General features: G+C 36.6%; 27 protein-coding genes and 2 tRNA genes. 11 read left to right on the plus strand and 18 right to left on the minus strand.

Annotated elements, in window-relative coordinates:
• Window positions 1–195: 195 nt before the first annotated feature.
• From GUB10_RS08890 to GUB10_RS08920, 7 genes are all read right to left on the minus strand, one after another.
• Window positions 196–450: a hypothetical protein gene (locus GUB10_RS08890; RefSeq protein ID WP_193711083.1), complete on the minus strand. Its 255-nt coding sequence runs from the start codon at window positions 448–450 to the stop codon at window positions 196–198.
• Between the two features lie 385 nt (window positions 451–835).
• On the minus strand, window positions 836–1,192 hold the full coding sequence (locus GUB10_RS08895; RefSeq protein WP_193711084.1) for a type II toxin-antitoxin system HigA family antitoxin: 357 nt from the start codon (window positions 1,190–1,192) through the stop codon (window positions 836–838).
• Window position 1,193: 1 nt separating this feature from the next.
• Window positions 1,194–1,487: a type II toxin-antitoxin system HigB family toxin gene (locus GUB10_RS08900; RefSeq protein WP_193711085.1), complete on the minus strand. Its 294-nt coding sequence runs from the start codon at window positions 1,485–1,487 to the stop codon at window positions 1,194–1,196.
• Between the two features lie 134 nt (window positions 1,488–1,621).
• Window positions 1,622–1,870, minus strand: coding sequence for a hypothetical protein (locus GUB10_RS08905; protein ID WP_193711086.1), 249 nt, complete (start codon window positions 1,868–1,870; stop codon window positions 1,622–1,624).
• A complete protein-coding gene (locus GUB10_RS08910) occupies window positions 1,851–2,597 on the minus strand; it encodes a hypothetical protein (protein WP_193711087.1) in 747 nt (248 codons plus the stop codon). The genes GUB10_RS08905 and GUB10_RS08910 overlap by 20 nt, the downstream gene beginning before the upstream one ends.
• Window positions 2,598–3,368, minus strand: a complete 771-nt coding sequence (locus tag GUB10_RS08915) for a carboxypeptidase-like regulatory domain-containing protein (RefSeq protein WP_193711088.1) — start codon at window positions 3,366–3,368, stop codon at window positions 2,598–2,600.
• Between the two features lie 49 nt (window positions 3,369–3,417).
• A complete protein-coding gene (locus tag GUB10_RS08920; protein ID WP_193711089.1) occupies window positions 3,418–4,215 on the minus strand; it encodes a hypothetical protein in 798 nt (265 codons plus the stop codon).
• 143 nt (window positions 4,216–4,358) lie between these two features.
• On the opposite strand from GUB10_RS08920, the gene pepE reads away from it, so the two are divergent.
• Window positions 4,359–5,066 (plus strand): dipeptidase PepE, encoded by a 708-nt coding sequence (pepE, locus tag GUB10_RS08925; RefSeq protein ID WP_193711090.1) that lies wholly within the window; start codon window positions 4,359–4,361, stop codon window positions 5,064–5,066.
• Between the two features lie 2 nt (window positions 5,067–5,068).
• On the plus strand, window positions 5,069–5,983 hold the full coding sequence (locus GUB10_RS08930; RefSeq protein ID WP_193711091.1) for a glutaminase: 915 nt from the start codon (window positions 5,069–5,071) through the stop codon (window positions 5,981–5,983).
• 104 nt (window positions 5,984–6,087) lie between these two features.
• Here GUB10_RS08930 and rpsT read toward each other — a convergent pair whose 3' ends face one another.
• From rpsT to proS, 4 genes are all read right to left on the minus strand, one after another.
• On the minus strand, window positions 6,088–6,336 hold the full coding sequence (rpsT, locus tag GUB10_RS08935) for a 30S ribosomal protein S20 (RefSeq protein ID WP_193711092.1): 249 nt from the start codon (window positions 6,334–6,336) through the stop codon (window positions 6,088–6,090).
• A gap of 30 nt (window positions 6,337–6,366) precedes the next feature.
• A tRNA-Glu gene (locus tag GUB10_RS08940) sits at window positions 6,367–6,438 on the minus strand.
• A 66-nt stretch (window positions 6,439–6,504) separates the two neighbouring features.
• A tRNA-Glu gene (locus GUB10_RS08945) sits at window positions 6,505–6,576 on the minus strand.
• Between the two features lie 77 nt (window positions 6,577–6,653).
• Window positions 6,654–8,132: a proline--tRNA ligase gene (gene proS / locus GUB10_RS08950; RefSeq protein WP_193711093.1), complete on the minus strand. Its 1,479-nt coding sequence runs from the start codon at window positions 8,130–8,132 to the stop codon at window positions 6,654–6,656.
• 109 nt (window positions 8,133–8,241) lie between these two features.
• Here proS and GUB10_RS08955 point away from each other — a divergent pair, with 109 nt between their 5' ends.
• The 7 genes from GUB10_RS08955 (at window position 8,242) to GUB10_RS08985 (ending at window position 17,572) form a co-directional block, all read left to right on the plus strand.
• Entirely contained in the window at window positions 8,242–9,312 is a 1,071-nt protein-coding gene (locus GUB10_RS08955) for a hypothetical protein (RefSeq protein ID WP_193711094.1), read from the plus strand.
• Window positions 9,313–9,535: 223 nt separating this feature from the next.
• Window positions 9,536–11,041: an OmpP1/FadL family transporter gene (locus tag GUB10_RS08960; protein WP_193711095.1), complete on the plus strand. Its 1,506-nt coding sequence runs from the start codon at window positions 9,536–9,538 to the stop codon at window positions 11,039–11,041.
• Window positions 11,042–11,217: 176 nt separating this feature from the next.
• On the plus strand, window positions 11,218–11,997 hold the full coding sequence (locus GUB10_RS08965) for a hypothetical protein (protein ID WP_193711096.1): 780 nt from the start codon (window positions 11,218–11,220) through the stop codon (window positions 11,995–11,997).
• Between the two features lie 492 nt (window positions 11,998–12,489).
• Window positions 12,490–13,062: a cob(I)yrinic acid a,c-diamide adenosyltransferase gene (locus GUB10_RS08970; RefSeq protein ID WP_193711097.1), complete on the plus strand. Its 573-nt coding sequence runs from the start codon at window positions 12,490–12,492 to the stop codon at window positions 13,060–13,062.
• A 240-nt stretch (window positions 13,063–13,302) separates the two neighbouring features.
• The gene (locus tag GUB10_RS08975; RefSeq protein ID WP_013070580.1) at window positions 13,303–13,524 is read left to right on the plus strand and encodes a DUF2795 domain-containing protein; all 222 of its coding nucleotides are present in this window, start codon (window positions 13,303–13,305) and stop codon (window positions 13,522–13,524) included.
• Window positions 13,525–13,612: 88 nt separating this feature from the next.
• On the plus strand, window positions 13,613–16,969 hold the full coding sequence (gene secA, locus GUB10_RS08980; protein WP_193711098.1) for a preprotein translocase subunit SecA: 3,357 nt from the start codon (window positions 13,613–13,615) through the stop codon (window positions 16,967–16,969).
• A 126-nt stretch (window positions 16,970–17,095) separates the two neighbouring features.
• The gene (locus GUB10_RS08985; protein ID WP_193711099.1) at window positions 17,096–17,572 is read left to right on the plus strand and encodes a DUF4199 domain-containing protein; all 477 of its coding nucleotides are present in this window, start codon (window positions 17,096–17,098) and stop codon (window positions 17,570–17,572) included.
• On the opposite strand, the gene GUB10_RS08990 is transcribed toward GUB10_RS08985, so the two are convergent.
• The 4 genes from GUB10_RS08990 to GUB10_RS09005 form a co-directional block, all read right to left on the minus strand.
• The gene (locus tag GUB10_RS08990) at window positions 17,573–18,274 is read right to left on the minus strand and encodes a peptidoglycan DD-metalloendopeptidase family protein (protein ID WP_193711100.1); all 702 of its coding nucleotides are present in this window, start codon (window positions 18,272–18,274) and stop codon (window positions 17,573–17,575) included. It abuts the gene before it with no gap.
• 75 nt (window positions 18,275–18,349) lie between these two features.
• Entirely contained in the window at window positions 18,350–19,747 is a 1,398-nt protein-coding gene (locus GUB10_RS08995; RefSeq protein WP_193711101.1) for a hypothetical protein, read from the minus strand.
• Complete coding sequence (locus tag GUB10_RS09000) at window positions 19,728–20,348, minus strand: hypothetical protein (protein WP_193711102.1); 621 nt, start codon at window positions 20,346–20,348, stop codon at window positions 19,728–19,730. The genes GUB10_RS08995 and GUB10_RS09000 overlap by 20 nt, the downstream gene beginning before the upstream one ends.
• A complete protein-coding gene (locus GUB10_RS09005) occupies window positions 20,332–20,877 on the minus strand; it encodes an RNA polymerase sigma factor (RefSeq protein ID WP_193711103.1) in 546 nt (181 codons plus the stop codon). The genes GUB10_RS09000 and GUB10_RS09005 overlap by 17 nt, the downstream gene beginning before the upstream one ends.
• Before the next feature lie 243 nt (window positions 20,878–21,120).
• On the opposite strand from GUB10_RS09005, the gene GUB10_RS09010 reads away from it, so the two are divergent.
• A complete protein-coding gene (locus GUB10_RS09010; protein WP_193711104.1) occupies window positions 21,121–21,684 on the plus strand; it encodes a DUF2911 domain-containing protein in 564 nt (187 codons plus the stop codon).
• A 154-nt stretch (window positions 21,685–21,838) separates the two neighbouring features.
• Here GUB10_RS09010 and GUB10_RS09015 read toward each other — a convergent pair whose 3' ends face one another.
• A complete protein-coding gene (locus tag GUB10_RS09015) occupies window positions 21,839–22,273 on the minus strand; it encodes an organic hydroperoxide resistance protein (protein WP_193711105.1) in 435 nt (144 codons plus the stop codon).
• A 95-nt stretch (window positions 22,274–22,368) separates the two neighbouring features.
• On the opposite strand from GUB10_RS09015, the gene meaB reads away from it, so the two are divergent.
• Window positions 22,369–23,457 (plus strand): methylmalonyl Co-A mutase-associated GTPase MeaB, encoded by a 1,089-nt coding sequence (gene meaB, locus GUB10_RS09020; protein ID WP_193711106.1) that lies wholly within the window; start codon window positions 22,369–22,371, stop codon window positions 23,455–23,457.
• Here the strand turns inward: meaB and GUB10_RS09025 are convergent.
• Together GUB10_RS09025 and GUB10_RS09030 are read right to left on the minus strand one after the other, a co-directional pair.
• The gene (locus GUB10_RS09025; protein ID WP_193711107.1) at window positions 23,454–24,023 is read right to left on the minus strand and encodes a phosphatase PAP2 family protein; all 570 of its coding nucleotides are present in this window, start codon (window positions 24,021–24,023) and stop codon (window positions 23,454–23,456) included. The genes meaB and GUB10_RS09025 overlap by 4 nt on opposite strands.
• Entirely contained in the window at window positions 24,023–24,253 is a 231-nt protein-coding gene (locus GUB10_RS09030; RefSeq protein WP_193711108.1) for a hypothetical protein, read from the minus strand. The genes GUB10_RS09025 and GUB10_RS09030 overlap by 1 nt, the downstream gene beginning before the upstream one ends.
• Between the last annotated feature and the right edge of the window lie 2 nt (window positions 24,254–24,255).

Here is a 24,255-nt window from a genome sequence, read left to right on the forward strand (position 1 = left end):
ATATTCTGCAGCTTTAGATTGAAAAAACTCGTATAGTTCTAGAGGATTATTTAGTAGAACCTTTAGATCATAATTCTCGGCACAATAATACGCAAAATTCATTATCTCCCTTTCCGGAATTTTAAAGTCTGTTATAAAGGTTTCTTCAGAAATAAGTTACACTGCTTTTTCTACCTGAAACTTCTGGTCAGCATTTTACTGCCTTTTTTCCAACTCATCTAAAGTCCCGTTCAATTTATTAATAATGGGAGCTAATGGAATTTTGCCGGTTACAACCCCAATTACACTTAATTTTCTACCGAATGGGCCAGTGCTGGCTGTAAAGCTTTGTCGTTCTATTTGGGTTGGCGGCGGCTTCCTCGCCATAGGCGCATTTAAATCGAACTTATTAAAAGTTTCGATTCCCTCAATATCTTTTACCAGGTTCCCGGATAGCTTATGAAGTTTCACTTCCCCTAATTCCGTAAGATCTTCCTCGAGTTTAATGGTGAAATTGTTTTGCTGAAGTTTTTTAAGACTTACTACAATCCTTTCCTTTTTATATTGAACCGAAGAAAAGACTAAAGTATCGCCTACACTGACTTCTACTGAAAAACGCCCTGAAAGTTCACTTACCCCTCCTTTTTTCGACTAATATTTATGATGTGCACCGGTGAATTTAGAGGTTCTTCTGTAATAATTTGACCAGATAATACCTTTATTTCTTGAGAAAAGTCTTCACTGAAAATTAGCAGAACGGCCAATAGAATTATTAAATTAATCCTGGGTAAATTCATTATATTCAGTAATCATCTTCTTTTGCTATAACCGAGTTTCTTAGCCACTGTATTTTTTGTTAGTAATCTTGAATAAGAACTTCTGTCGGAATATGAAGTTTTGTATTAAGATTTCTTACCATTTCTAAAGTTAATTTTCTTTTCTTATTCAAGATTTCGCTAACTCTACTTTTAAAACCAAATACTTCTTCTAAATCTTTTTGTTTCATTCCCATTTGTTCCATTCTAAATTTTATGGCCTCGATTGGATCTGGCATTTCTATAGGAAAATGTTCATCTTCATAGTTATCAATTAAAATTGACAATATCTCCAGTTCATCACCTTCTTCTGTACCTCTTTTTGCATCAAAAATTTCCTCAAGTCTGTTGAGAGCATTTTGATAATCTTTTTCGTTTCTAATTGGTTTTATATTCATCTCAAATGGTGTTTGCGTCTATTTTGTCGTATTCTGCGTGAGTTCCAATAAATCTTATCCAACAAATTTGATATTCAAAGTTGAATTTTACAATCAGTCGATAATTGTTTCCTTTAATATTGAAAACGATTCGGTTGTCTTGTAAAATACTGGCACTAGGATAATCTTTCTTTAATTCATTAATATTTTCCCACTTCGTTTTTTCTGTTTCTCGATACCAGGATTTTAATTGTTGTTCACTATCGGCGTGTTTTGTCCAAAAATCACGTAAGCTTCGTTTTGCAATAATTCTCACATTAAATCATTTTAAAACAAATATAATTAAAAGTTACCAAATTGGTAACTTACCTCTGTAAAAATATTGCAGCTAACTTCTATCAATTTAACTCTATAATCTTTTAGCTGAAGGATTTCCTGATTTACTGTAATCTATTCCTTTTTATATTGAACCGAAGAAAAGACTAAAGTATCGCCTACACTTACTTCTACTGAAAAACGCCCTAAAAGTTCACTTACCCCTCCTTTTTCTCGACTAATATTTATGATGTGCACCGGTGAATTTAGAGGCTCTTCTGTAATAATTTGACCAGATAATACATTTTTCTCTTGCGAAAAGCCTTCACTGAAAATTAGCAGAACGGCCAATAGAATTATTAAACTAATCCTGGGTAAATTCATTATATTCAGCGATCATTCCTTTAACGAATTCCATTAAAATTAATGGATAATTTTTGTTGACTAATTCCTTAAAATTTGGTTTCTGGCTGCAGTAGTAGAGAAAATCCATGATTTTGTTTTCCTTTAATTTAAGGGTTTCAGTATAAAATTCATCTGGCATCAATTCCCTGGCTTTAGAAACAAGGGCGCTTAACTTAGAGTTTTTAATAGCTTTTTCATACATTTTCTTTTGGCCCGAAATAATTCCGTAGAGTGTTCCCACAGGATCATCAGGCCTGGTAATTGCAAAGAGTTTTCGCTCTTCTATAATTAAAGGTTCTTTATCTGAAAGTGCAAAACCAATAATTCTTGGGTCAAAAGTTTCAATGCCTTCAATATCTTTAGAGAGATTTCCACTAAATTCATGTAACCTCACCTCCTCTAATTCGGTAAGCTCTTTTTTCAATTCGACTTCCAAAACTCCGGATTCTAAAATTTCTGGAGTAACCAATATTTCTTTTTTTTGAAATTGCACCGAAGAAAACAATAAAAGATCCTGCTCCTTCACCTCTATTGCAAACACAGCATTTGCATCGGTAACTGTTCCTTTTTCTGCTTTCATATTTATAATATGAATGGGCGCTTCAATAGAATCGGCCAGGATCTTTCCTTTTAGAATTATTCTTTCCTGAGAAAATAATTGAGAAGAAGCAAACAGTAGAAAAATAAGAAAAAAGCTTTTTATCATTTAATCAGCAATAAATTTGCGATAAGCTTCGCTTTTATTCTCTAAAAACACTACCAGTTCCAGAGCGTGTTCTTCTTTTAGTAAGTTTTCCCGAAAACCATTATCAAAAACATAGGTGAGGAAAATCATGATATGTTCGGCATCAATTTTCAAATGATTGGTAAAAAAGTAATCATCAAACCTATGACGTAAACTGTTCACTATTTCTCTTTCTCCCTTTTTTTGGGGAGCCACAGATTTGCCCAACGAACCAAAATTAGGCTTCCCAATAACCAAACCCACCAGGCCTAAAATATTAGCTCCACCCGGTGCCTGAGCTTGGCTGGCATTAAAAGCTGCATTTGGGGTTCCTCTGGGTTTTAGGCTGCGTGGGGCCGGTGGTACTTTAATAATAGGCATATCAATAACTTCAATATTGGCAATATCCTGTTTAAGATTTCCGCTTAAATTATGAAGCCTTACCTGTTCTAACTCGGTTAGTGCCGGTAATAGTTCAACTTTTAAAGTTTTTTGATTTAGTATTTGAGAAGTAATCACAACTTCTTTTTGCTGAAATTGTACTGAAGAAAAAAGCAGTAAATCCTTTTCTTTAGCTTCAATGGTAAAATTCCCTGATTTATCGCTCAGCGTTCCTTTTTCCAGGGTTACATTTATAATATGAATGGGTGCTTCAATACTATCGGCTTTAATTTTACCGGTAACAAGTGTGGTTTCCTGCGCATTTACGGTAAAAATGCAGCAAAAGCTTAAGATTGGTAAAAGATATTTCATTTGTTGATGTTGATGATAAGTTTTTATTGATTGATGCAGTTATTAAAAGTTAATCACGTGCGTGAAACGCCTTATATTCTTCACTTTTTGTTATTAAAAATTCAATGAGGTTAAGTTCATTCCCATCCTCCAATAATTCCTGATCCAATCCGTGATCGGTAACATAGTAAATAAAATCATTAATCCTGTCCCGTTCAATATTCAGATTGGCCTTAAAAAACTCATCATCATATAAATCGCGTAATTTCTCATCTAACTCGCGTTTCGTAAACGGATTGTTCTCTACTTCGGCACCAACAAGCAATTTAAAAACATTCACAAAGTTAAGTCCGTTTACCAGTCGCGTATTACTGGCTGCCAGTGCATCGTTTCTTCCCGGCCGCATTAAGGAATCGGGCTGTCTTTTAACATTCATAGCTTCCAAATCGGCAGCAGAATACAGGGGTACATCGGGATCTTCGACTTCTATTCGGGCTACATCTACCCTAATATCTCCAGAGAGTTCGTTATTAGACAAGCGTATTTCGGGCAATTCGGTTATATTTTCAGTAAGAAACACATTCATTTCGCCCGAATTTATAACCCCTTCTTCTACCACTACTTTAAAACTTTTAAATTGTATGGCAGAAAACACAACGGTATCCTGTAAAGCTACCTGTAATTTAAACTCGCCATTAGAGTTTGCTATGGTTCCACGGGAGGTGCTTTGATTAAAAATAGTCATTCCCTCGGGAGAATCATTTTCAGGAACAATAATTTTCCCGTTAATCACAATTCTGTCCTGATCTTGCGCAAACAAGACACAGTTAAACAAAATAAAAGCAATATAAAACGCATTCTTTATCATAGTGGTAAATTTCCTGTTAATAAAGTAACAATTCTTACTTCTTAAAACCAGCAAACCTGCTTGTAAACTTTTGTTAAAAACCCTAATTAATCTAATTTTAAACCTTGTAAATCCTATACTAGCATCTAAAAACTGCTTAAACAATGAGTAAAGCATTATTAGCAAGTACCTCTACCTTACACAATGAGGAATACCTGGAGTACCTAATTCCAGAAATAAAACTATTTTTTAAAGAAGTAGAAGAAGTAATTTTTATCCCATTTGCCAGGCCCGGGGGAGTATCTCATGACGAATACACCCAACTAGCGACCAAAGCTTTTAAAAAAGCAGGAATTAAATTACGTGGAATTCATGAATTTACAAATATGCAGGAAACCATCCTTAATGCTAAAGGCATTTTTACTGGTGGCGGTAACACATTTTTACTGGTTTCAGAACTTTACCGCCACAAATTAATGCAGCCATTAAAAGAAAGTGTTCAAAATGGTGCCGCTTATATGGGAACCAGTGCGGGTACAAATATCGCCGGGCTAACAATGCAAACCACTAACGATATGCCTATAGTTTACCCACCAAGTTTTAAAACTTTGGGCATAGTACCTTTTAATATTAATCCGCACTATTTAGACCCAGATAAAAACTCTACACACAAAGGTGAAACACGTGAAACAAGAATTAAAGAGTTTCACAAGATAAATACACAGCCTGTAATTGGGTTAAGAGAAGGTAGTTGGTTACTGGTTTCAGATAATAAAATTGAGTTAAAAGGCAGGTTAAGTGCCCGTATTTTTAAGACAGAAAAAGTACCTTACGAAATAGAAACAAACAGCGACCTAAGCGAATTAAATTAGTTATGGATTATCCCAAAATATTAGAGACCATTAATAATGAATTAAGTTACCGGGATGTTTCCGGTAAAGTGGCGTCTTACATCCCGGAACTTGCCAAGATAGACCCAAGGAAATTTGGTATGCATGTCTATTGCGGAGATTGTCAACATTATAGTTTTGGAGATAGTGAAGAGCTTTTTTCCATTCAGAGTATCGCAAAGGTTTTTAGTCTTTCTATGGCCATGCGGCTTATGGGCGAAGATCTTTGGGACAGGGTAGATGTAGAACCTTCTGGAGATCCGTTTAATTCCCTTAGTCAGCTGGAATATGAAAGCGGTGTTCCCCGAAATCCGTTTATTAATGCCGGTGCGCTGGTAATTTCAGATATTTTAGTAGATCAACTGGAGGATCCCAAACAAGAATTACTAGATTTTGTTCGAAAGATTACAAATGACGACAGCATTAACTTTGACCATAATATTGCAGCATCAGAAAGATCTACCGGCTATAGGAATGTTGCCCTGGTAAATTATATGAAAGCACTTGGCAACATTAAATGTGAGGTAGAGCCCATAGTTGATTTTTATTTTCACCTATGTTCTTTGGCCATGTCTTGTAAACAGTTATCTCAGGCTTTTATGATTTTTGCCAACAAAGGAAAAATTTTAGGTACCCAAGAAGAAATTTTAACCCCTACTACAGTTAAAAGGATTAATTCTTTAATGCAAACATGTGGCTTTTACGATGAAGCCGGAGAGTTTAGTTTTGAAGTTGGACTACCTGGAAAAAGTGGTGTTGGTGGTGGTATTGTAGCTATACACCCAGACCAGTATTCGGTTGCTGTTTGGAGCCCTATTCTAAATGAAAAAGGAAATTCTGAATTAGGAATGAAAGCTTTGGAACGCTTAACTACCTTAACCGGGCTTTCAGTATTTTAGCTGTAAACTATCTCGGGTTATTATACCCTTTAGCGGTACCAATAAAAAAATGCTTCCTAAAAATTCAGGAAGCATTTTTTTATAATTGAACACTGTAATTCTTATTAAAGCGCGGCTACGTGCTTTGTAAGTTGCGATTTTAAGTTCGCAGCTTTATTGTCGTGTATAATATTTTTCTTCGCCAATTTATCTACCATCGAGATAACAGAAGGCAACAAAGCTTCAGCTTCTTCCTTTCCAGACTCCTTCAACTTCTTAATTGCATTTCTGGTAGTTTTATGCTGGTAGCGGTTTCTAAGACGCTTGGTCTCATTGCTACGAATCCTCTTCAATGCTGACTTATGATTTGCCATTACAAAATTGCTTTAATTATTTTTTTAAAGTAGTCCGTAGGGGAATCGAACCCCTGTTACCAGGATGAAAACCTGGCGTCCTAACCCCTAGACGAACGGACCATTAATTTATTTCAAATTGCCTTTTCAGGACTTTAAAAACACAAAACTAAAACTTGTGTTCTTTTGTAGTCCGTAGGGGAATCGAACCCCTGTTACCAGGATGAAAACCTGGCGTCCTAACCCCTAGACGAACGGACCATTTTTTGTTTCAATGCGGATGCAAAAATACAACTATTTTTCAATGCCACAAGTGTTGAACAAAAAAATTTTAAAAATTAATATGCTTTTGCAAAAAGCACTCTTTGTTCTGAAGGTTTACCAGTAAGCACGCAGTTTCCAGACTCTTTTACGGAACCAAATGGTATACAGCGAATTGTAGCTTTGGTAAGCCCCTTAATTTTGTTTTCTGTCTCTGTAGTTCCGTCCCAATGTGCCGAAATAAATCCGCCTTTATTTTTTAAAACTTTTTTAAATTCATCAAAAGAATTCACTTCTGTGATGTGCTCGTTTCTAAAATTATTTGCTTTTTCAAAAAGGGCTTCCTGCATTTCTACCATTAAATGCTTCACCTTCTCCACCACTTCAGTTTGATTTACAAACTCTTTGGTGAGTGTATCCCTTCTTGCCAGTTCTACACTTCCTTTCTCAATATCTTTGGGGCCAATTGCCAATCTAACCGGAACACCCTGTAATTCGTATTGCGCAAACTTCCAGCCCGGCTTTTGTGTATCCCTATCATCATATTTAACCGAAATTCCGGCCTCTTTAAGCTCATCGGCAAGTTTATTAGCCACTTTAGAAATTTCCTGCAGTTGTTCCTCTCCTTTATAAATAGGAACGATTACCACCTGAGTGGGTGCTAATTTTGGTGGAAGTACCAAACCATTATCATCACTATGTGTCATTATAAGTGCTCCCATTAAACGCGTAGAAACGCCCCAGGAAGTAGCCCATACATTTTCAAGTTTGCCTTCTTTTGAAGTAAACTTTACATCAAAGGCTTTGGCAAAATTCTGTCCTAAAAAGTGAGAAGTACCTGCCTGCAGTGCTTTCCCATCCTGCATCATTGCTTCAATACAATAAGTATCTACCGCACCGGCAAAACGTTCCGCTTCGGTTTTAACACCCTTAATTACCGGCATTGCCATAAATTTTTCGGCAAATTCAGCATAAATATTATTCATTAATTCTGTCTCTTCCAAGGCTTCCTGTTTGGTTGCATGGGCAGTATGCCCTTCCTGCCAAAGAAACTCTGAAGTTCTTAAAAATAAACGCGTACGCATTTCCCAACGAACTACATTTGCCCATTGGTTAATCTTTATGGGTAAATCTCTATATGATTGAATCCAGTTTTTATAAGTATTCCATATAATGGCTTCAGAAGTTGGTCTCACTACCAGTTCTTCTTCCAGTTTAGCTTCAGGATCTACTATTAATTTAGTTTTATCTTCAGGATTAGTTTTTAACCTGTAATGCGTAACAACCGCACATTCTTTGGCAAAACCTTCAGCATTCTTTTCTTCTGCCTCAAAAAGATGTTTGGGCACAAATAGTGGAAAATATGCATTTTGATGACCGGTCTCTTTAAACATCTTATCAAGCTCTGCCTGCATCTTTTCCCAAATAGCAAAACCATAAGGTTTAATAACCATACAACCTCGTACTGCTGAATTCTCAGCTAAATCGGCTTTTACAACCAATTCATTATACCATTTTGAATAATCTTCGCTTCTTTTACTTAACTTTTTACTCATTCTATGGATTTGGCATAAATCTTGTATTTTACAAACACAAGTTAAATGCAGTTTTAGTTAGCGCAAAACTAACTATTTTTGCAATGTTCAACAATAAAATACTTGGCTAATGATACGCAATTACAACTTACCTAGAAAAGCAATTCTTTTTATTGCTCCAGCATTCTTGCTATTGTTAGCATCTTGTGGTTCCTACCAATATTCTGGTTACGAAGACGGAATATATGGTGATTCTAACCAGCAGCAAACAACTTCTGATGAATCATCGCAATATGCTAATAATAATCAGGATCTGGGAAACACTTACTACAAAAACCTTTTTTCAGAAAAATCTGAATTTTATGGCCAAATGGCCGATGATATAGTTTTTACCGATGTAGATTCTTATTCTTCTACAGAAACCGGTGAAGACGAAATTTATTATGAAAACAATCAGGGGTATAATACAGGTCGTGCTCCCTGGGGCGAAGATCCAGACCAATACACCATAAATATATACAATAATGGTTTTTATGGTGGATTTTATAATCCCTGGAGATGGAACCGTTTTGGATACGGTTATGGTTTTGGAGGATACTGGAACAACCCATATTATTGGGATCCTTTCTATGGTCCCGGTTATTGGGGTGCAGGCTTTGGCCCGCACTGGAGATGGGGACACTCCTTTGGGTTTAGATACGGTTATAGTTGGTTTTACACAGGCTACTGGGGCCCGGGTTACATACATAACCCTTATTATAGCCATCATAATCATTATAGGGATGTAGCTTACAATAGCGGCAGAAGAGCCAGCTATTCAGACTATAGTTCTAATAGAAGGAGCAATATATCTAATGTAAGAAGTAACGAATCTTCTTATTCCAGAAGCATAAGGAATATAAGAAGCAATCAAAATTCTGATAGAAGCTATACTAGAAGTAGCTCTAACAATTCCAGGGTTTACACCCGTTCTAACAGAAGAAGCGAACCGGCAAGAGTTAACTCTTCCTCTACCAGGAGAAGCTCATCTATAAATAGATCAAGCCGAAGCTCAAGGCCCAGTACTTACAATAGATCATCTTCACGATCGTCCAGGAGTAGTGGTACAGTGAGAAGTAGCTCAAGCAGCTCAAGAAGTTCAGGTACCAGAAGTTCTGGCGGAGGTCGCTCATCATCTTCCAGAGGTGGTGGTAGAGGATAATTAGAACTTGTTTAAAATATTTGTAGAAAGCCAGAAAGCTTACAACATAAAGTTTTTAAATTAGAGATAAACTAAAGCGCAATTAAAATTCGATTATCGAGTTATAAACAATTAAAATTAACCTTACGGCTTCTGGTTGTAAGGTTTTTTAAGAAACTGTTTTCCAAAAAGTATCGAATTAATTTAAGCAAACACCCCTTAAATTAGGGATTAAAAGACATTTATGAAAAAGATATTCTTAACGCTGGGCGTATTGCTCATTGCAGGAATTGCCAGCGCTCAAAACATTACCGATGCATACAGGTATAGCTCTGAAGAATTAAATGGAACCGCCAGATTTAGGGCTATGAGTGGTGCTTTTGGTGCTCTTGGCGGTGATCTATCAGCCATTTCGGTAAACCCGGCCGGTTCTGCTGTGTTTTTAAATTCTTTTGGAACCATAACGTTAGCACACCAAAATTCTGATAAAAAAGTAGATTATTTTGGTACGACTACCTCGAATGAAAATTCAGATATCAATTTTAACCAGGCTGGTGGTGTACTTATTTTTGACACTCGAACTAACAGCCCCTGGAAAAAATTTAGTCTAAGTGTAAATTATGAGCAAACAAATAATTTTGATGATGCCTATATAGCCACCGGAATTAGTCAAAATTCTATAGATAGTTACTTTTTAAGTCATGCAGAAGGAGTTCCTCTAGATTTGCTTCAAACCAGAGAAGACGAAAGTATTACAGACCTATACGCCTACCTTGGAGAAAACTACGATTTTAGTGCCCAACAAGCTTTTTTAGGATATCAGGGCTATGTTATTGACCATGCTAATAATTCTCCCGAAAACACTTCTTATAATTCTTTTATAAGCCCGGGAAATTTTAACCAGGAGTACCGAAACGTGGCTACCGGGTTAAATGGTAAATTCTCTTTTAATGTTGCAACGCAATTTCAAGACTTTCTTTATTTGGGCGCAAACCTTAATACCCATTTTTTAAATTACGATCGCTCTACCAGGTTTAGGGAAAGCAATGATAATGCCGGAAGCGCTACAAATGAGGTACGATTTAATAATAATTTAAGTACAATTGGAGATGGTTTTTCTTTTCAATTGGGTGCCATTGCTAAACTTAGCCAAAAATTTAGAATTGGAGCTTCTTACCATTCCCCTACCTGGTTTAATATTACTGAAGAAGCCACACAGTACCTTGAAACCAACAATAATGCAAATGAACGTGTAATTGTAGATCCAAACGTTTTAAACATATACCCGGATTACACCTTAAAAACTCCCGGAAAATTAACCGGAAGCCTTGCCGTAATATTTGGTGCCAGAGGATTAATTAGTTTTGATTATTCATATAGAGATTATTCAGCAACTGAATTAAGACCTACCAGCGATCCCGAATTCGAATTTCAAAACGATCTTATTTCAGAAGAGCTTCAGGCAACTTCTACTTTTAGGTTGGGTGGAGAATACAGAATTAATAATTGGAGCTTAAGAGGCGGTTACCGCTTTGAGCAAAGCCCTTATTCAAATGAAACTACTATGGGCGACCTTACCGGATATTCAGGAGGACTTGGGTATGATTTTGGAAATATGAAAATAGACCTGGCCTACACCAACACCCAATATGAAGAAAACCCAAGACTTTATGAAAGAGGCCTAACAAACACAGCAAAAATAGATAGAGATTTCACTAATGTTATTCTATCTTTAAGTTTCGGGTTATAAATACAAGAACGAAAATTGAAATTTAAAAACGTCCTTTTGGGCGTTTTTTTATACTTGCAAATTAAAAAAACAAAAAAGCACCACACATATTAAACTATTTTTCAGTAACTTAGAGAACCTATTTATAGTTGCCTCCTCTATCATAGCTGCATTATTAACACTTAATTAAACAGCTTATGAAATCAATTTTTTACTGGATGATGCTAATTCCTTTTTTAGTAATCTCCCAAAATCAGGACAGTAACAATGAGGAATACCTTATTGTAGGAACTACAATTTTTTCAGCCAAAAGCGATAAAGCAAAAGAGTTTTCAGAAGGGATGAAAAACCACAACGAGCAATTTCATGCCGAAGGTGCTAAGGGGGTACGAATTTTCAATATTATGAACGGCCAAAACGCCTATGATTACATGGCGGTAATAGGCCCCATGACCTGGAGTGATTTAGACAAACCTAATCCCAACCAGGATGCACACGATGAAGATTGGAACACGAACGTAGTTCCTTATATGGAAAACGAAGATGAGGTGACTTACTGGAGGTTTCATAGCAATTTCTCCAATTTCCCTACAAACTTTGAAATGAGTAAACTTAGAGTTACCATTTGGGATATTGAAAGAGGAAAATATGACGCTATGTTATCTAAATTAGAAGAAGTAACAAAAGTATTAAAAGAGAAATCTCCTGAAACCCCTTTTGGAATTTATACCAATGAATTCTCTTCAACCCAATCTGGTCAGGATTTATCGGTGGTCTATTTTTTTGATGATTTTGCCTGGCTGGGAAAAGACCAAAGGCTAAAAGAAAAATTCAATGAAGTTCACGGTTCAGGTTCCTTTGATTCTTTCGTGCAGGAATGGATGGATATTAGCAAGGGAGCCTTACAGGAAGTATGGATATACAACCAAAGCCTTAGCGGCATTGGACCTCAGGTTACCACCTCTACACAAGATTAGAAATTTGGGTAAATACCCTGGCTATAGGCCCACAAGAGATTATACAACAAAGTATTAAAGTTCGAGAGATATCTTAGAGCGTGAGATCTTATTTTTCGACTAAATCCTAATTAAAGTCTGTCTTGCAAAATTGCAGGCCAGACTTTGTAATTTTTCAGAAGTTTTATTTCAAATATCCCTTCTATTTCTCTGTTTTAATCACGAAAAGAATTAGAAATTCTTATCTTGTAAAAAATTAATAGCCTATCATGTTTGAGTTTGACCAGGAAACCTGGATTTACTTCGCGCTTATAGCGGTATTTCTTGTTTATTTTATCTGGAATTCCCGCCGAGCCAAAAAGAACCGAAAAGCACGTAAAAACCGAAATTTCAGAAAGCGGTATTTCGCTCGTAGAAATGAGGAGAAATCAGAAACCAACACCTAAAGCAATATTTTGCTTAATTCTTCATTTTGTACCTTTGGCAATCAACTAAGTATTAGCAAAGAATTATATGAAGATTTATACAAAAACCGGTGATAAAGGTACTACCGCATTGTTTGGAGGAACAAGAGTTCCAAAACATCATATTCGCATAGAAAGTTATGGCACAGTAGACGAGCTAAACTCTCACATTGGTCTTATTCGCGACCAGGATACTGGAGCGCATACGGCGAACATATTAAGCAGAATTCAGGATAGACTTTTTACCATTGGCTCTACTTTAGCCACCGATCCCGAAAAACAAAAATTAAAGAATGGAAAAGATCGTTTGAACATTCCAAAAATTTCTAACGAGGACATTGAGCTTTTGGAAAAGGAAATGGATAAAATGAATGAAGACCTTCCGGAAATGACCCACTTCATCCTTCCAGGAGGCCACCAAAGCGTGTCATTCTGTCACATAGCACGTTGTGTTTGCCGTCGCGCCGAGCGTCTTGCCACCGCTTTATACGAAATTGAAGCTTTTGACGAAGCCGTATTACAATATCTAAATAGACTTTCTGACTACCTATTTGTACTGGCACGAATGTTGTCTAAAAGATTACAGGCCGAAGAGGTAAAATGGATTCCAGAAAAATCATAATACCCAACCCAGGCTCTTGCAATAATTATATAAACTATCTGATAAAATGCCCTATTATAGCTTTTCAGGAAATAAATTTTCAATTTCGCTACAGGTTTTAGAGCATTTAAATTCCAATCATCTAGAAAATTTTATAATTTTTGCGTAAGTTCTTAATATTATTGATTAAATAATAGATTTTTTTCTTGGCTATTACCACAAAAAATTTATTTTTGCAAAAATAATAAACCTGATCAACCCATGTATTGGACATTAGAATTAGCATCCTATTTAAGTGACGCACCCTGGCCAGCAACTAAAGACGAGTTAATTGATTATGCGATTAGAACAGGTGCTCCCCTGGAAGTAGTTGAAAACCTGCAGGCAATTGAAGATGAAGGCGACTCGTATGATTCTATTGAGGAAATTTGGCCTGATTATCCTACCGATGATGATTATCTTTGGAATGAGGATGAATATTAAATAACAACACGCAAAAAATAGAAAAAAGTCTCCAAAGTGAGGCTTTTTTTTTGCGTACATTTGAACCCCGTATTAAACAAAAACTATTATGAGTTTTTTAAATTCTGTATTAAAAGTATTTGTTGGCGATAAATCAAAAAAAGACGTCAAAGAAATACAACCCATAGTCAACAAGATAAAAGCGCTTGAAGGAGACTTTGAAGCTTTATCGATAGACGAACTTAGAGCAAAAACTACCGGTTTTAAAGCAAAAATCGCTGAAGCTTTAAAAGATACCAAAAAACAAATTGAAGAACTGGAGGCCGAGGCTGATGCCAGTGAAGATATTACCAGAAAAGAAGATATTTATGCTGAGATAGACGCCCTTAAAGCAAAGTCTCATGAAATATCAGAAGGGGTTCTAAACGAAATACTTCCTGAAGCTTTTGCTACTGTAAAAGAAACGGCTAAACGTTTTTTCCATAACAAACAAATCAAGGTTGTAGCATCTGAATATGATCGTGAAATCTCTGCCGAAAAAGATTATGTAAATCTTGAGGGAGATCATGCAATTTGGAACAATTCCTGGGATGCTGCCGGTAAACCGGTAACCTGGGATATGATTCATTATGATGTACAGCTAATTGGTGGTGTAGCCATGCACCAGGGTAAAATTGCCGAAATGCAAACTGGTGAAGGTAAAACCCTTGTAGCAACATTACCAATGTACCTTAATGCCTTAACCGGAAACGGAGTGCACCTTGTTACCGTTAACGATTACCTGGCAAAAAGGGATAGTGCCTGGATGGCCCCTATTTTTCAATTTCACGGGTTAAGTGTAGATTGTATAGATTACCACAGACCAAATTCTGCAGCTAGAAGAAAAGCCTATAATGCCGATATCACTTATGGTACCAACAACGAATTTGGTTTTGATTACCTGCGCGATAATATGTCTCACGCTCCAGACGATTTGGTACAGCGCCCGCATAACTTCGCTATTGTAGATGAGGTAGATTCTGTATTAATTGATGATGCCCGTACCCCACTTATTATTTCGGGACCTATCCCAAAAGGAGATGTTCACGAATTTAACGAGTTGAAACCGGCAATTTCCAATATCGTAGAATTACAACGTAAACACCTTACCAAAGTCTTTGCTGAAGCTAAAAAGCTTATCAAAGAAGGAAATACCAAAGACGGTGCTTTTTTATTACTAAGAGTTTACCGTGGACTTCCTAAAAATAAAGCACTAATTAAATTCCTTAGTGAAGAAGGTATAAAGCAACTGCTGCAAAAGACCGAAAATCACTATATGCAGGATAATAACCGCGAAATGCCTAAAGTAGATGCCGATCTTTATTTTACCATTGAAGAGAAAAACAACCAAATAGACCTTACCGATAAAGGAATAGAGTTTCTTTCTGCAGACGGAGATGCCGATTTCTTTGTATTGCCCGAAATGGGAATGGAGATTGCCAAAATTGAAAAAGAAGGACTTTCAAAAGAAGAAGAGGCCCAGAAAAAAGAAGAATTATTTAGAGATTATAGCGTAAAGAGTGAACGCATCCATACCTTAAGACAATTGCTTAAAGCTTACACCCTATTCGAAAAAGATGACGAATATGTGGTGATAGACAACAAAGTAAAAATTGTAGACGAGCAAACCGGTCGTATTATGGACGGGCGTCGTTATAGCGATGGCTTACACCAGGCAATTGAAGCAAAGGAAAATGTAAAGATTGAAGATGCCACCCAAACTTTTGCAACCGTAACCCTTCAGAATTATTTTAGAATGTACAGTAAGTTATCGGGGATGACCGGTACTGCTGTAACGGAAGCTGGAGAGTTCTGGGAAATTTATAAGCTGGATGTGGTAGAAATTCCAACCAACCGCCCCATTGCAAGAAATGATAAAGACGATTTAGTTTATAAAACCAAACGTGAAAAATACAACGCGGTTATAGACCATGTTACCGATCTTTCTAATGCGGGAAGACCTGTGCTTATTGGTACCACTTCGGTTGAGATTTCAGAATTACTATCAAGAATGCTGAAATTGAGAAATGTACCGCACAATGTACTTAACGCAAAACTACACAAACGAGAAGCCGATATTGTTGCTGAAGCCGGTAAATCTGGGATTGTAACTATCGCTACAAATATGGCCGGTCGTGGTACCGATATTAAACTTAGTAAAGAAGTAAAAGAAGCCGGTGGTTTGGCTATTGTAGGTACCGAACGACACGATTCACGTCGTGTAGACCGCCAGTTAAGAGGTCGTGCCGGTAGGCAGGGAGACCCTGGAAGCTCCCAGTTTTATGTGTCTCTGGAAGATAACCTAATGCGTCTATTTGGTTCAGAAAGGATTGCCAAATTAATGGATAAAATGGGACTGGAAGAAGGAGAAGTAATTCAACATTCCATGATCTCCAAATCTATTGAACGCGCCCAGAAAAAAGTAGAAGAAAATAACTTCGGAATAAGAAAGCGTTTGCTTGAATATGACGATGTGATGAATGCGCAACGTGAGGTGATTTACAAACGTCGATACCACGCGCTATTTGGTGACAGGCTTAAGGTAGATATCGCTAATATGATCTTTGATACTTCTGAAGCTATTACCGAAAACAACAAAGTAGCCCAGGATTACAAGAATTTTGAATTCGAACTAATTCGCTACTTTTCTATGAGTGCCCCGATTTCGGAAGAAGAATTCGAAAAAATGGGCGTTCAAAAAATTGCCGGAATTGTTTATAAAGAAGCATATAAGCATTACGAAGAGAAAATGAAACACAGTGCCTCCAGGGCATTCCCGGTAATTAAGCAGGTTTATGAAGATGAAAGTAACAACTTTGAAAGAATTTCGGTTCCATTTTCAGATGGGCAAAAAACCTTACAGGTAGTTACTAATCTTGAAAAAGCATATGAAACTGAAGGCATTCAATTAGTAAAAGATTTTGAAAAGAATATAAGTCTTGCCATAATTGATGATGCCTGGAAAACACACCTTCGCAAAATGGACGAATTGAAACAAAGTGTTCAATTGGCCGTTCACGAACAAAAAGATCCTTTACTAATCTATAAGTTTGAAGCTTTTGAATTGTTTAAAGCAATGCTTGATCAGGTAAATAGGGATGTGATTTCATTCCTATTTAAAGGTGAAATTCCGGAAGGAAATGTTTCTAACATTCACGAAGCAAGACAACGAAAAAAAGAAAAAGTAGAAACCCAAAAGGAAGAAATTCCTAATATGGATGAAAGGGCCGCTCAAAGCAGGGCTGCAGGAAACACCCAACAACCCAGACCGCAGGTAACCGAGACCATTACAAGAAACCAACCTAAAATTGGTCGTAATGACAAGGTGACTATCAAAAATGTTATGAGTGGCGAGAATAAAACCTTAAAATATAAGCAAGCCATTCCGCTTATAGAAAAAGGAGATTGGGTGCTTGTAAATCAATAACCTGGATTTAACAATATAAAAGAGCTGTCTATAACTTCTAAATCATGAAGGCATATAGACGGCTCTTTCTTTTTTAAACGTTATTTTTGAATAAATTAGCTTTCTAAACAATTCATCAAATAAAAAATGAAAAACTACCAAATAGAAATTAAATGGGGCATAATCTTCTTTTTCATTTCCTTACTTTGGATGTATTTTGAAAAACTAATGGGATGGCACGATGTGCTAATTGCCAAACACCCTATTTATACCAATTTCTTCGGTTTAATTGCAATCGTAATTTACTTTTTCGCCATATACGATAAAAGAAAGAATTTTTTCCGCGGAAAGATGAGTTGGCAACAAGGTTTTGTTTCGGGCGTTATTTTAAGTATTGTTATCGCCCTGCTCTCTCCTATTGGCCAGCTTATTACCCACTACCTTATTTCTCCAGATTTCTTTAAAAATGCTATAGAGAATAGCGTAGCAAGAAATGCTATGCAAGCTGAAGATGCTGCCGCCTATTTTAATTTAAGCTCTTATATAGTGCAATCTATTGCAGGAGCCTTAATGTTTGGCGTGGTAACGGCGGCCATTGTTGCTCTTTTTGTAAAAAGAAAATAATTAAGCCTTTCTTAATTTAAGCAGGTAATTTGGGTCTGGACAATTTTGCAAATAAAAATCCAGGTCTTTTCTTGAAGTTACCCCTGGAAAATCACCCACTTTTTCATCCAAATCTTCAATAATCTGGAAATGTAAATGTGGGGCATAGTCGCCATTTTCTTCGGCAGTTCCCAACTCCCCTATTTTCTCACCTTTTTTAATAGGCATTTCGGGTTTTAGGTTCTCTAACGAGGCCCTACTTAAATGCCCGTAAAGTGAATAGAATTTCTTTTCCTGAAAAATATGTTCTATAATTATTGTGGGGCCATAATCGCCAAAGTTGCTATTATCGTTAAAACTATGAATTTTACCATCCAAAACCGCTAATACATCGGTATGGGCATTGGCCCAAAAATCTAAACCTAAATGAATATTCCTATTAGAATCTTCATCTTCTGAAGCGGTAAAAAGAGAACTCCTCCTGTACAATTTTCTAACTTCAGCATAACCACCAAAAGCCACTTTTTTTCCGAAGCTATTTAAATACTCGGCTATATAATTAGAGAAAGCCCGGGAAGAAGAAACATCTACTTTCCCGAGCTCTATATTATTTTCAGATAAATCAATAACTATATAATCTTCTTCTTTTAAATTCACATCCAAAACCTGGGTAAACCCTGAAGTGAGCTGCGACAAAAATTCAGAAAAATTAAGCCTTTCCATAAGCGATTTTTCAAACCAGTTTTCTCGATAATCGAGAGCTACTTTTTTAGAATCGCTAAAATTAAACTTTGCAATCTAATTTAACAAGACTTCGCTAAAATTAGCTTTAATACTAATATTTCCGCCTGAATCCTTAGCCTTATGATAACCGCTTAGTTTCTTATTATCATAAGACTCACTGCTGGTTAAATTTAATGCACTTGGGTGCTTAATATCGCTTTGTGTACCACTGTATATAAAATTGAAAGCCGAACCGGGCAAACCTAATGCCAAATCACTATTCTCTAAATTTATATCGAGGTTTTTAAAATTGGTATCAAGACGTAAGATATTTAACTCTCCAAAATTACCCGATAAAATACCAGTATCTTCCAATTCATCAATATTCACATTACTTGAATTTGAAGTGAGTTTAATACTTTTAACTTTTTTAATAGTAAAGTTCTTTACATACTTAGCATCCATAATTCCATAAGACCAATAATTGATATTAACCGGAGTATAAGCTGCTTCCACGCGGGTGCTTTTTCCTCCTATCCTATTTGCATTAAGTCTACTATGGGAAAGTTTAGCTCGTAAATTATTGCTGGTTCCTAAAAGTTTAACCCCGCCATGTCGCACATCAAGCTTAAGCCTGGCATTCTTTGGAATATGCAGCTTCAGGGTCTTTTTAGCTTTAGAATCATGTAATGCAATTACCTTAGGTTCTCCTTTTGCAGATTCCCCAAAACGGGCTTCCATTTGTGCTCCAAATGCCTCGCCCCAGGCTTCCATATCTTTTCCAAAACTTTCTGCCCATTCTTCCATCGACTTTTCAAGCTCCTTCTCGTTTATGTTTATTTTCATTTCAAAATTCTTTTCCCACTTTTCAGCGTTTTTCTCAAACTGGCTGGCCCACTTTTCCATAGATTTCTCAAAATCCCCGCCAAGATTTGCTTCCATTTCTTTTTCAAATTTCGCAAGATATTTATCTCCATCTTTTTGGTAAGCTTCATAATCAAACTTAATTTCACCCATTTTCTCGCTAAATTCTGGAGGTAGGGGTGCGCCAAAACTTTCACCCATACTCTCCATTAACGGAGTCACCAAATTGTTTAATAACGGCTCCAACATCTGCGGAAGGCTGGACAAAGGTTTTTCCAAACCGCTAAGATCTATATCCCCGTTCCAGGACATCCCACCTCCCGATGAAATAGTAATTACCGAATTATTCCCTGAAGTATTCAAATCCCAGGAAGCGAGAAGCTCTTTTGTTTTTTCTTTTGTAGTATCATCGACTTCCAAAATAGCTTGTATTTGAACTTCATCTCTATCCCAGTATCCCACTTCTATATTAGTATGACTGGCATCTATTTTCACCTCTACATCGTTAGAAGTTTTATAGGTTTTATCCAATTTATTTAATTGAGCACTAAGCGTTAGCGGAAGGCAAAGTGCTAGTGCGAACATTAAATTATACCTCGTAGTTTTCATATTCTTTATCTTTTAATTCCTTGATTTCCTTTAATTTATTCTTCAATTTATACAGCAGATCTAATCTCAATTGAAGATTTGCAATCATTGCTTCTAAAGTTTCTTCGTTTGGCCCTGTTTCTTTTATTTCAATATTTAAACGTTGATATTCTTTGTCCAGCTCGGCCATTTGCTTCATAAAAGAATCTATAAGCGCTTTATTCTCTGGGGTAATATTAATTTTAGAAAGCTCAATATTGAGGCTTGCCATATAGTAATCTTCTATTTTCTTGAATTCCGGGGAAACTTCACTTAGTTGAAAACTATTTTCATCGGGTTCTAATCTTGTTTCCTTTTCTCTAGAAGTTTCTTCTTCGGGAGTATCTACCACCGCCGGATTATCTGTAAAATTATCTCCATTAGAATTCAAGAAAAAGAATCCAACCCCTAGCGCGACAATAAGTATCGCAGCTATCTTTAGAAAAAAGAAAGATTTGTGCTCCTTCTTCTTTGGAAACGCACTTCCCAACCGGTCTTCAAAGCGTTTCTGGTGCCCTTTGGGTAAAGTATTGGGTTTGGGCTCCTTATCGTTCTTAAACATTTCCCTAATATCCTGTGTCATTTTTTATAGTCTTTAATTCTTCTTTCAATTTTTTCTTACCTCTGTGTACGAGGGTCCGCGAGGCTACCGGACTAATATTTAAAATCTCCGAGATTTCTTCATGATCATACCCCTCCATTAAAAACAACATCAAAGGGTACTTATATTTCTCGGGAAGATTTTCCATACTTTGTTTTATCTCTTCCATTCCAATCCCATCTGCTACCTGCCAATTATCCTCTTCTTCGGCGGTGGTAAGCACCTGTTCGTTTATGGCTACTAATTCCATTTTCTTCGCCTTCAACTTGTCTATACATTTGTTAATTACAATGCGCTTAAGCCAGGCACCAAATGTAACTTCTCCCGTAAACTGCTGTAGTTTGGCAAAGGCTTTTATAAAAGCTTCCTGCATAGCATCTTCTGCTTCAAACGGGTCTTTCAAAAAACGTAAAGCCACATAATGCATCCCCTGACAATATTGATTATAGAGCTTTAGCTGCGCTCTACGATCATTATTTTTACAGGCTTCAATTAGTTTATGCTGTATCATTTTTGATGGTTGGTTTTCTCCCTTTAATAAGGGTTTTAATATGCTGGATACAAGCAGCTAAACATTTTGGTTGGTCATCAAAACACCCGACTTTTACCAGCTTGGTTTCATTATAAAGACGAAGCTATTTTTCTAATGTTGCAAACTTATCTTCAATTTTATTTTAAATTACACTTTTTATTATAGTTAGCTCTTAAAGAAGTTTGCACGTTTTTTGAATGGGTTATTGTAAATTGTATAAAAATGAATAAAAAAGTGAAATCTTTTTTAAAAATAGCAGGTGCAATTCTATTGTTGGCTACCCTTACCATACTTATTATGCGCTATAGTACAAAAGCCCATAGCCCTGAAGATACGGTATCTTATACCGATAAAGATTTAAAAATTGAAGTGTTTTATAACCGACCATACAAAAAAGAAAGGGTGATTTTTGGAAATCTTGTCCCCTATAATAAGGTTTGGCGTACCGGTGCCAATGAAGCTACTACTTTTGAAACCAATAAAGACATTTGGGTGGACGGTTCTCTTTTAAAAGCGGGAAAATATACCTTATGGACAATCCCCATGGAAAATTCCTGGAAAGTGATTTTTAACAACAAAATGTACCCCTGGGGTATAAACCTGGAAGAACAGGCCTATCGCAACCCTGAGTTTGATGCTTTAGTTCTGGAAGTTCCCACAAAAAATCTAAAAGAAACTGTGCATCAATTTAGTATTATTTTGGACAAGAAAAATGAATTGATTTTCCTGAAATTAGCCTGGGACAAGACCCTGGTTAGGGTCCCAATAAAACCTGAAAAAGCATAAAAAAGACTGTTTGCAGTTTTAATTAAGATCTCGTCATTCTGAATTTATTTCAGAATCTAATATTTGTTTTGAACGTATTAGAACCTGAAACCAGTTCAGGTTGACGAAGAAATAAAACTTCAAACAGTCATTAAATTTTTAAATAAAAATGCTACTAATCTTCGTCTACCAAAAGGTTAAGTGTTACATCTATATTATCTCTAGTAGCTCTGGAGTAAGGACAAACCACGTGAGCCTCATTTACTATTTTTTCCCCTGTTTCCACATCTACCCCCGGTAAATAGCAGTCTAAGACTACTGCAAGTTGTAGATTTCCCTCTTCAGTTTGCCCCAGTTCTACAACTGCGCTTACACTAAGATCTTCCCCCAGCTCAATATCATGTTGGTTTTTAGCTACCAACTGCAGCGCACTTCCAAAACAGGCAGAATATCCCGCACCGAATAACTGCTCTGGGTTGGTGTAATTTCCGCCATCACCGCCCATAGATTTAGGCATACTAAGCTGTATATCGAGTATTCCATCATCACTTTTCGCGTGACCTTTTCTTGCTCCTTTGGTTGTTACTGTTGTTTTATACAAGTTTTTCATGATTATTTGAGTTATATTAATTAAGGCTGAATATACCAAGCAAAAACAAGGCTTACAAAGAACGAATTCATAAATTTGTCATAAATAACCTTATTTTGAATAAAAAGAAGCACCCATCTGCACTTCATGAGTCTGGAAGTAAACCTACTTCAGCAAATGTAAACCCAAAATCTGTTGAAAGGATTAGAGCTTCAAGAAAACAAAAGTTTTCAGAAGAAAATCTTCTTCAGCAATTATTGGCTGGTAATAAAACGGCTTTAGGACGTGCGATTACCTTAGTAGAAAGTAATCAATTTTCTCATAGGGAAAAAGCGCAGAAACTTTTGGAAGCTGCTTTACCTTATTCTCAAAAATCTATTAGGATAGGCATTACCGGCGTTCCAGGGGTGGGAAAAAGTACTTTTATAGAAAGCTTTGGTTCTTATTTAATTCAACAAGGAAAAAAAGTAGCCGTACTGGCGGTAGACCCAAGCAGCAGCGTTTCCCACGGAAGTATTTTAGGAGATAAAACCCGTATGGAAAATCTGGTAAAGGAAGATCATGCTTTTATAAGGCCATCGGCCTCGGGAACTTCCCTTGGTGGTGTAGCCAAGAAAACACGGGAAAGTATCATATTATGCGAAGCAGCAGGATTTGATGTGATTTTAATTGAAACCGTTGGTGTAGGCCAAAGCGAAACTACCGTACACAGTATGACCGATTTCTTCTTACTGTTGAAACTCGCCGGCGCCGGAGATGAACTACAGGGTATTAAACGCGGAATTATAGAAATGGCCGATGCTATTGTAATTAACAAAGCCGATGGAGATAATATAAAGCAAGCACGTGAGGCAAAATTAGAGTTTAATAGAGCCCTACAACTATACCCGGCAAAAGAAAGTGGCTGGAAGCCTAAAGTAAGCCTAAGCAGCGCACTGGAGCAAACCGGAATAGATAATGTTTGGGAACTTATTAAAGAATTTGAAAAGCAAGGAAAAGAAAATGGCTTCTTTCTAAAAAACAGAGAAGAACAGAACAAATTCTGGCTTTTACAAACTATAAACGAACATTTAAAAAACCGTTTTTATCAAAATCCGGTAATGAAAAAAGAACTCGAAACCCAGTTAAAAGCCATTGAGGAAAATAAAGTTACCGCCTTTGCCGCCGCCGGTCTTTTACTTAAAAAATTTGAGAATATATCCTAGAATTTTTTAAATGCCTGCGACTGTACCCATTGATGAAGCTTATAAAATAGGAAACCTAAAAGTGCTCCAATTAACATGCCTACAATGATATCTCCGGGATAATGGACTCCAAGATAAACCCTGCTATAAGCTACAAGTAGCGCCCAGGCCACAAGCCAAAAACCTATTTTTGGGATATGTTTTTTAAATAATAAGCTAAGAAAAACTGCTACTCCCATAGAATTTGCCGCGTGGGCAGAAAAGAAGCCGTAAGACCCACAACGTACCGCTACAAAACGTGCATATTCCATAATCCCTTCCTGTCGGCAAGGCCTAAGCCTTTCAAAACCGTCCTTAAACACATTCCCCAATTGGTCTGTCGCTGTGATTAAAAGCGTAATAAAAACGACAGTAATTAGACTGGGTTTCCATCCAAAATTCTTAAAAATTAAAAATAAAAGAAGTGCATAAAGCGGTATGGCAGTCCATTTATCGGTAATAAGCAACCATAGCCAATCCCAGGATTCGTTGCCAAGGTTATTAAGCCAAAGAAATACCTCGTGGTCTAATTCAATTAATCTCTCCATTAATCTTCTTCGTATCTTGCTATTTCCCTATCATAAAATGCTGATGCCTCTTTGATAAGGTTTTCGGTTTCGTTCTCTAATTCCTTTTCGTCGTGTTGGTCAAACTCTTCTAACCATTCTACCTCATCGTTTTCAAGGTTGATAATAAATCGCGGAAATTCAGTATGTATCACGAAAATGGCCGTAGGATAATCGGTATTATCACCGAGTAAAAATTTAGGGAAATCCATAG

It is taken from the genome of Salegentibacter sp. BLCTC (assembly GCF_015143665.1).
In the GTDB taxonomy this organism is placed as follows: domain Bacteria; phylum Bacteroidota; class Bacteroidia; order Flavobacteriales; family Flavobacteriaceae; genus Salegentibacter; species Salegentibacter maritimus.

Coding starts and splice junctions, on each gene's coding strand:
- GUB10_RS08895 (WP_193711084.1), bottom strand. CDS start 1,192: ATGAATATAAAACCAATTAGAAACGAAAAAGATTATCAAAATGCTCTC.
- GUB10_RS08905 (WP_193711086.1), bottom strand. CDS start 1,870: ATGAATTTACCCAGGATTAGTTTAATAATTCTATTGGCCGTTCTGCTA.
- GUB10_RS08910 (WP_193711087.1), bottom strand. CDS start 2,597: ATGATAAAAAGCTTTTTTCTTATTTTTCTACTGTTTGCTTCTTCTCAA.
- GUB10_RS08915 (WP_193711088.1), bottom strand. CDS start 3,368: ATGAAATATCTTTTACCAATCTTAAGCTTTTGCTGCATTTTTACCGTA.
- GUB10_RS08920 (WP_193711089.1), bottom strand. CDS start 4,215: ATGATAAAGAATGCGTTTTATATTGCTTTTATTTTGTTTAACTGTGTC.
- pepE (WP_193711090.1), top strand. CDS start 4,359: ATGAGTAAAGCATTATTAGCAAGTACCTCTACCTTACACAATGAGGAA.
- GUB10_RS08930 (WP_193711091.1), top strand. CDS start 5,069: ATGGATTATCCCAAAATATTAGAGACCATTAATAATGAATTAAGTTAC.
- rpsT (WP_193711092.1), bottom strand. CDS start 6,336: ATGGCAAATCATAAGTCAGCATTGAAGAGGATTCGTAGCAATGAGACC.
- proS (WP_193711093.1), bottom strand. CDS start 8,132: ATGAGTAAAAAGTTAAGTAAAAGAAGCGAAGATTATTCAAAATGGTAT.
- GUB10_RS08955 (WP_193711094.1), top strand. CDS start 8,242: ATGATACGCAATTACAACTTACCTAGAAAAGCAATTCTTTTTATTGCT.
- GUB10_RS08960 (WP_193711095.1), top strand. CDS start 9,536: ATGAAAAAGATATTCTTAACGCTGGGCGTATTGCTCATTGCAGGAATT.
- GUB10_RS08965 (WP_193711096.1), top strand. CDS start 11,218: ATGAAATCAATTTTTTACTGGATGATGCTAATTCCTTTTTTAGTAATC.
- GUB10_RS08970 (WP_193711097.1), top strand. CDS start 12,490: ATGAAGATTTATACAAAAACCGGTGATAAAGGTACTACCGCATTGTTT.
- GUB10_RS08975 (WP_013070580.1), top strand. CDS start 13,303: ATGTATTGGACATTAGAATTAGCATCCTATTTAAGTGACGCACCCTGG.
- secA (WP_193711098.1), top strand. CDS start 13,613: ATGAGTTTTTTAAATTCTGTATTAAAAGTATTTGTTGGCGATAAATCA.
- GUB10_RS08985 (WP_193711099.1), top strand. CDS start 17,096: ATGAAAAACTACCAAATAGAAATTAAATGGGGCATAATCTTCTTTTTC.
- GUB10_RS08990 (WP_193711100.1), bottom strand. CDS start 18,274: ATGGAAAGGCTTAATTTTTCTGAATTTTTGTCGCAGCTCACTTCAGGG.
- GUB10_RS08995 (WP_193711101.1), bottom strand. CDS start 19,747: ATGAAAACTACGAGGTATAATTTAATGTTCGCACTAGCACTTTGCCTT.
- GUB10_RS09000 (WP_193711102.1), bottom strand. CDS start 20,348: ATGACACAGGATATTAGGGAAATGTTTAAGAACGATAAGGAGCCCAAA.
- GUB10_RS09005 (WP_193711103.1), bottom strand. CDS start 20,877: ATGATACAGCATAAACTAATTGAAGCCTGTAAAAATAATGATCGTAGA.
- GUB10_RS09010 (WP_193711104.1), top strand. CDS start 21,121: ATGAATAAAAAAGTGAAATCTTTTTTAAAAATAGCAGGTGCAATTCTA.
- GUB10_RS09015 (WP_193711105.1), bottom strand. CDS start 22,273: ATGAAAAACTTGTATAAAACAACAGTAACAACCAAAGGAGCAAGAAAA.
- GUB10_RS09025 (WP_193711107.1), bottom strand. CDS start 24,023: ATGGAGAGATTAATTGAATTAGACCACGAGGTATTTCTTTGGCTTAAT.
- GUB10_RS09030 (WP_193711108.1), bottom strand. CDS start 24,253: ATGGATTTCCCTAAATTTTTACTCGGTGATAATACCGATTATCCTACG.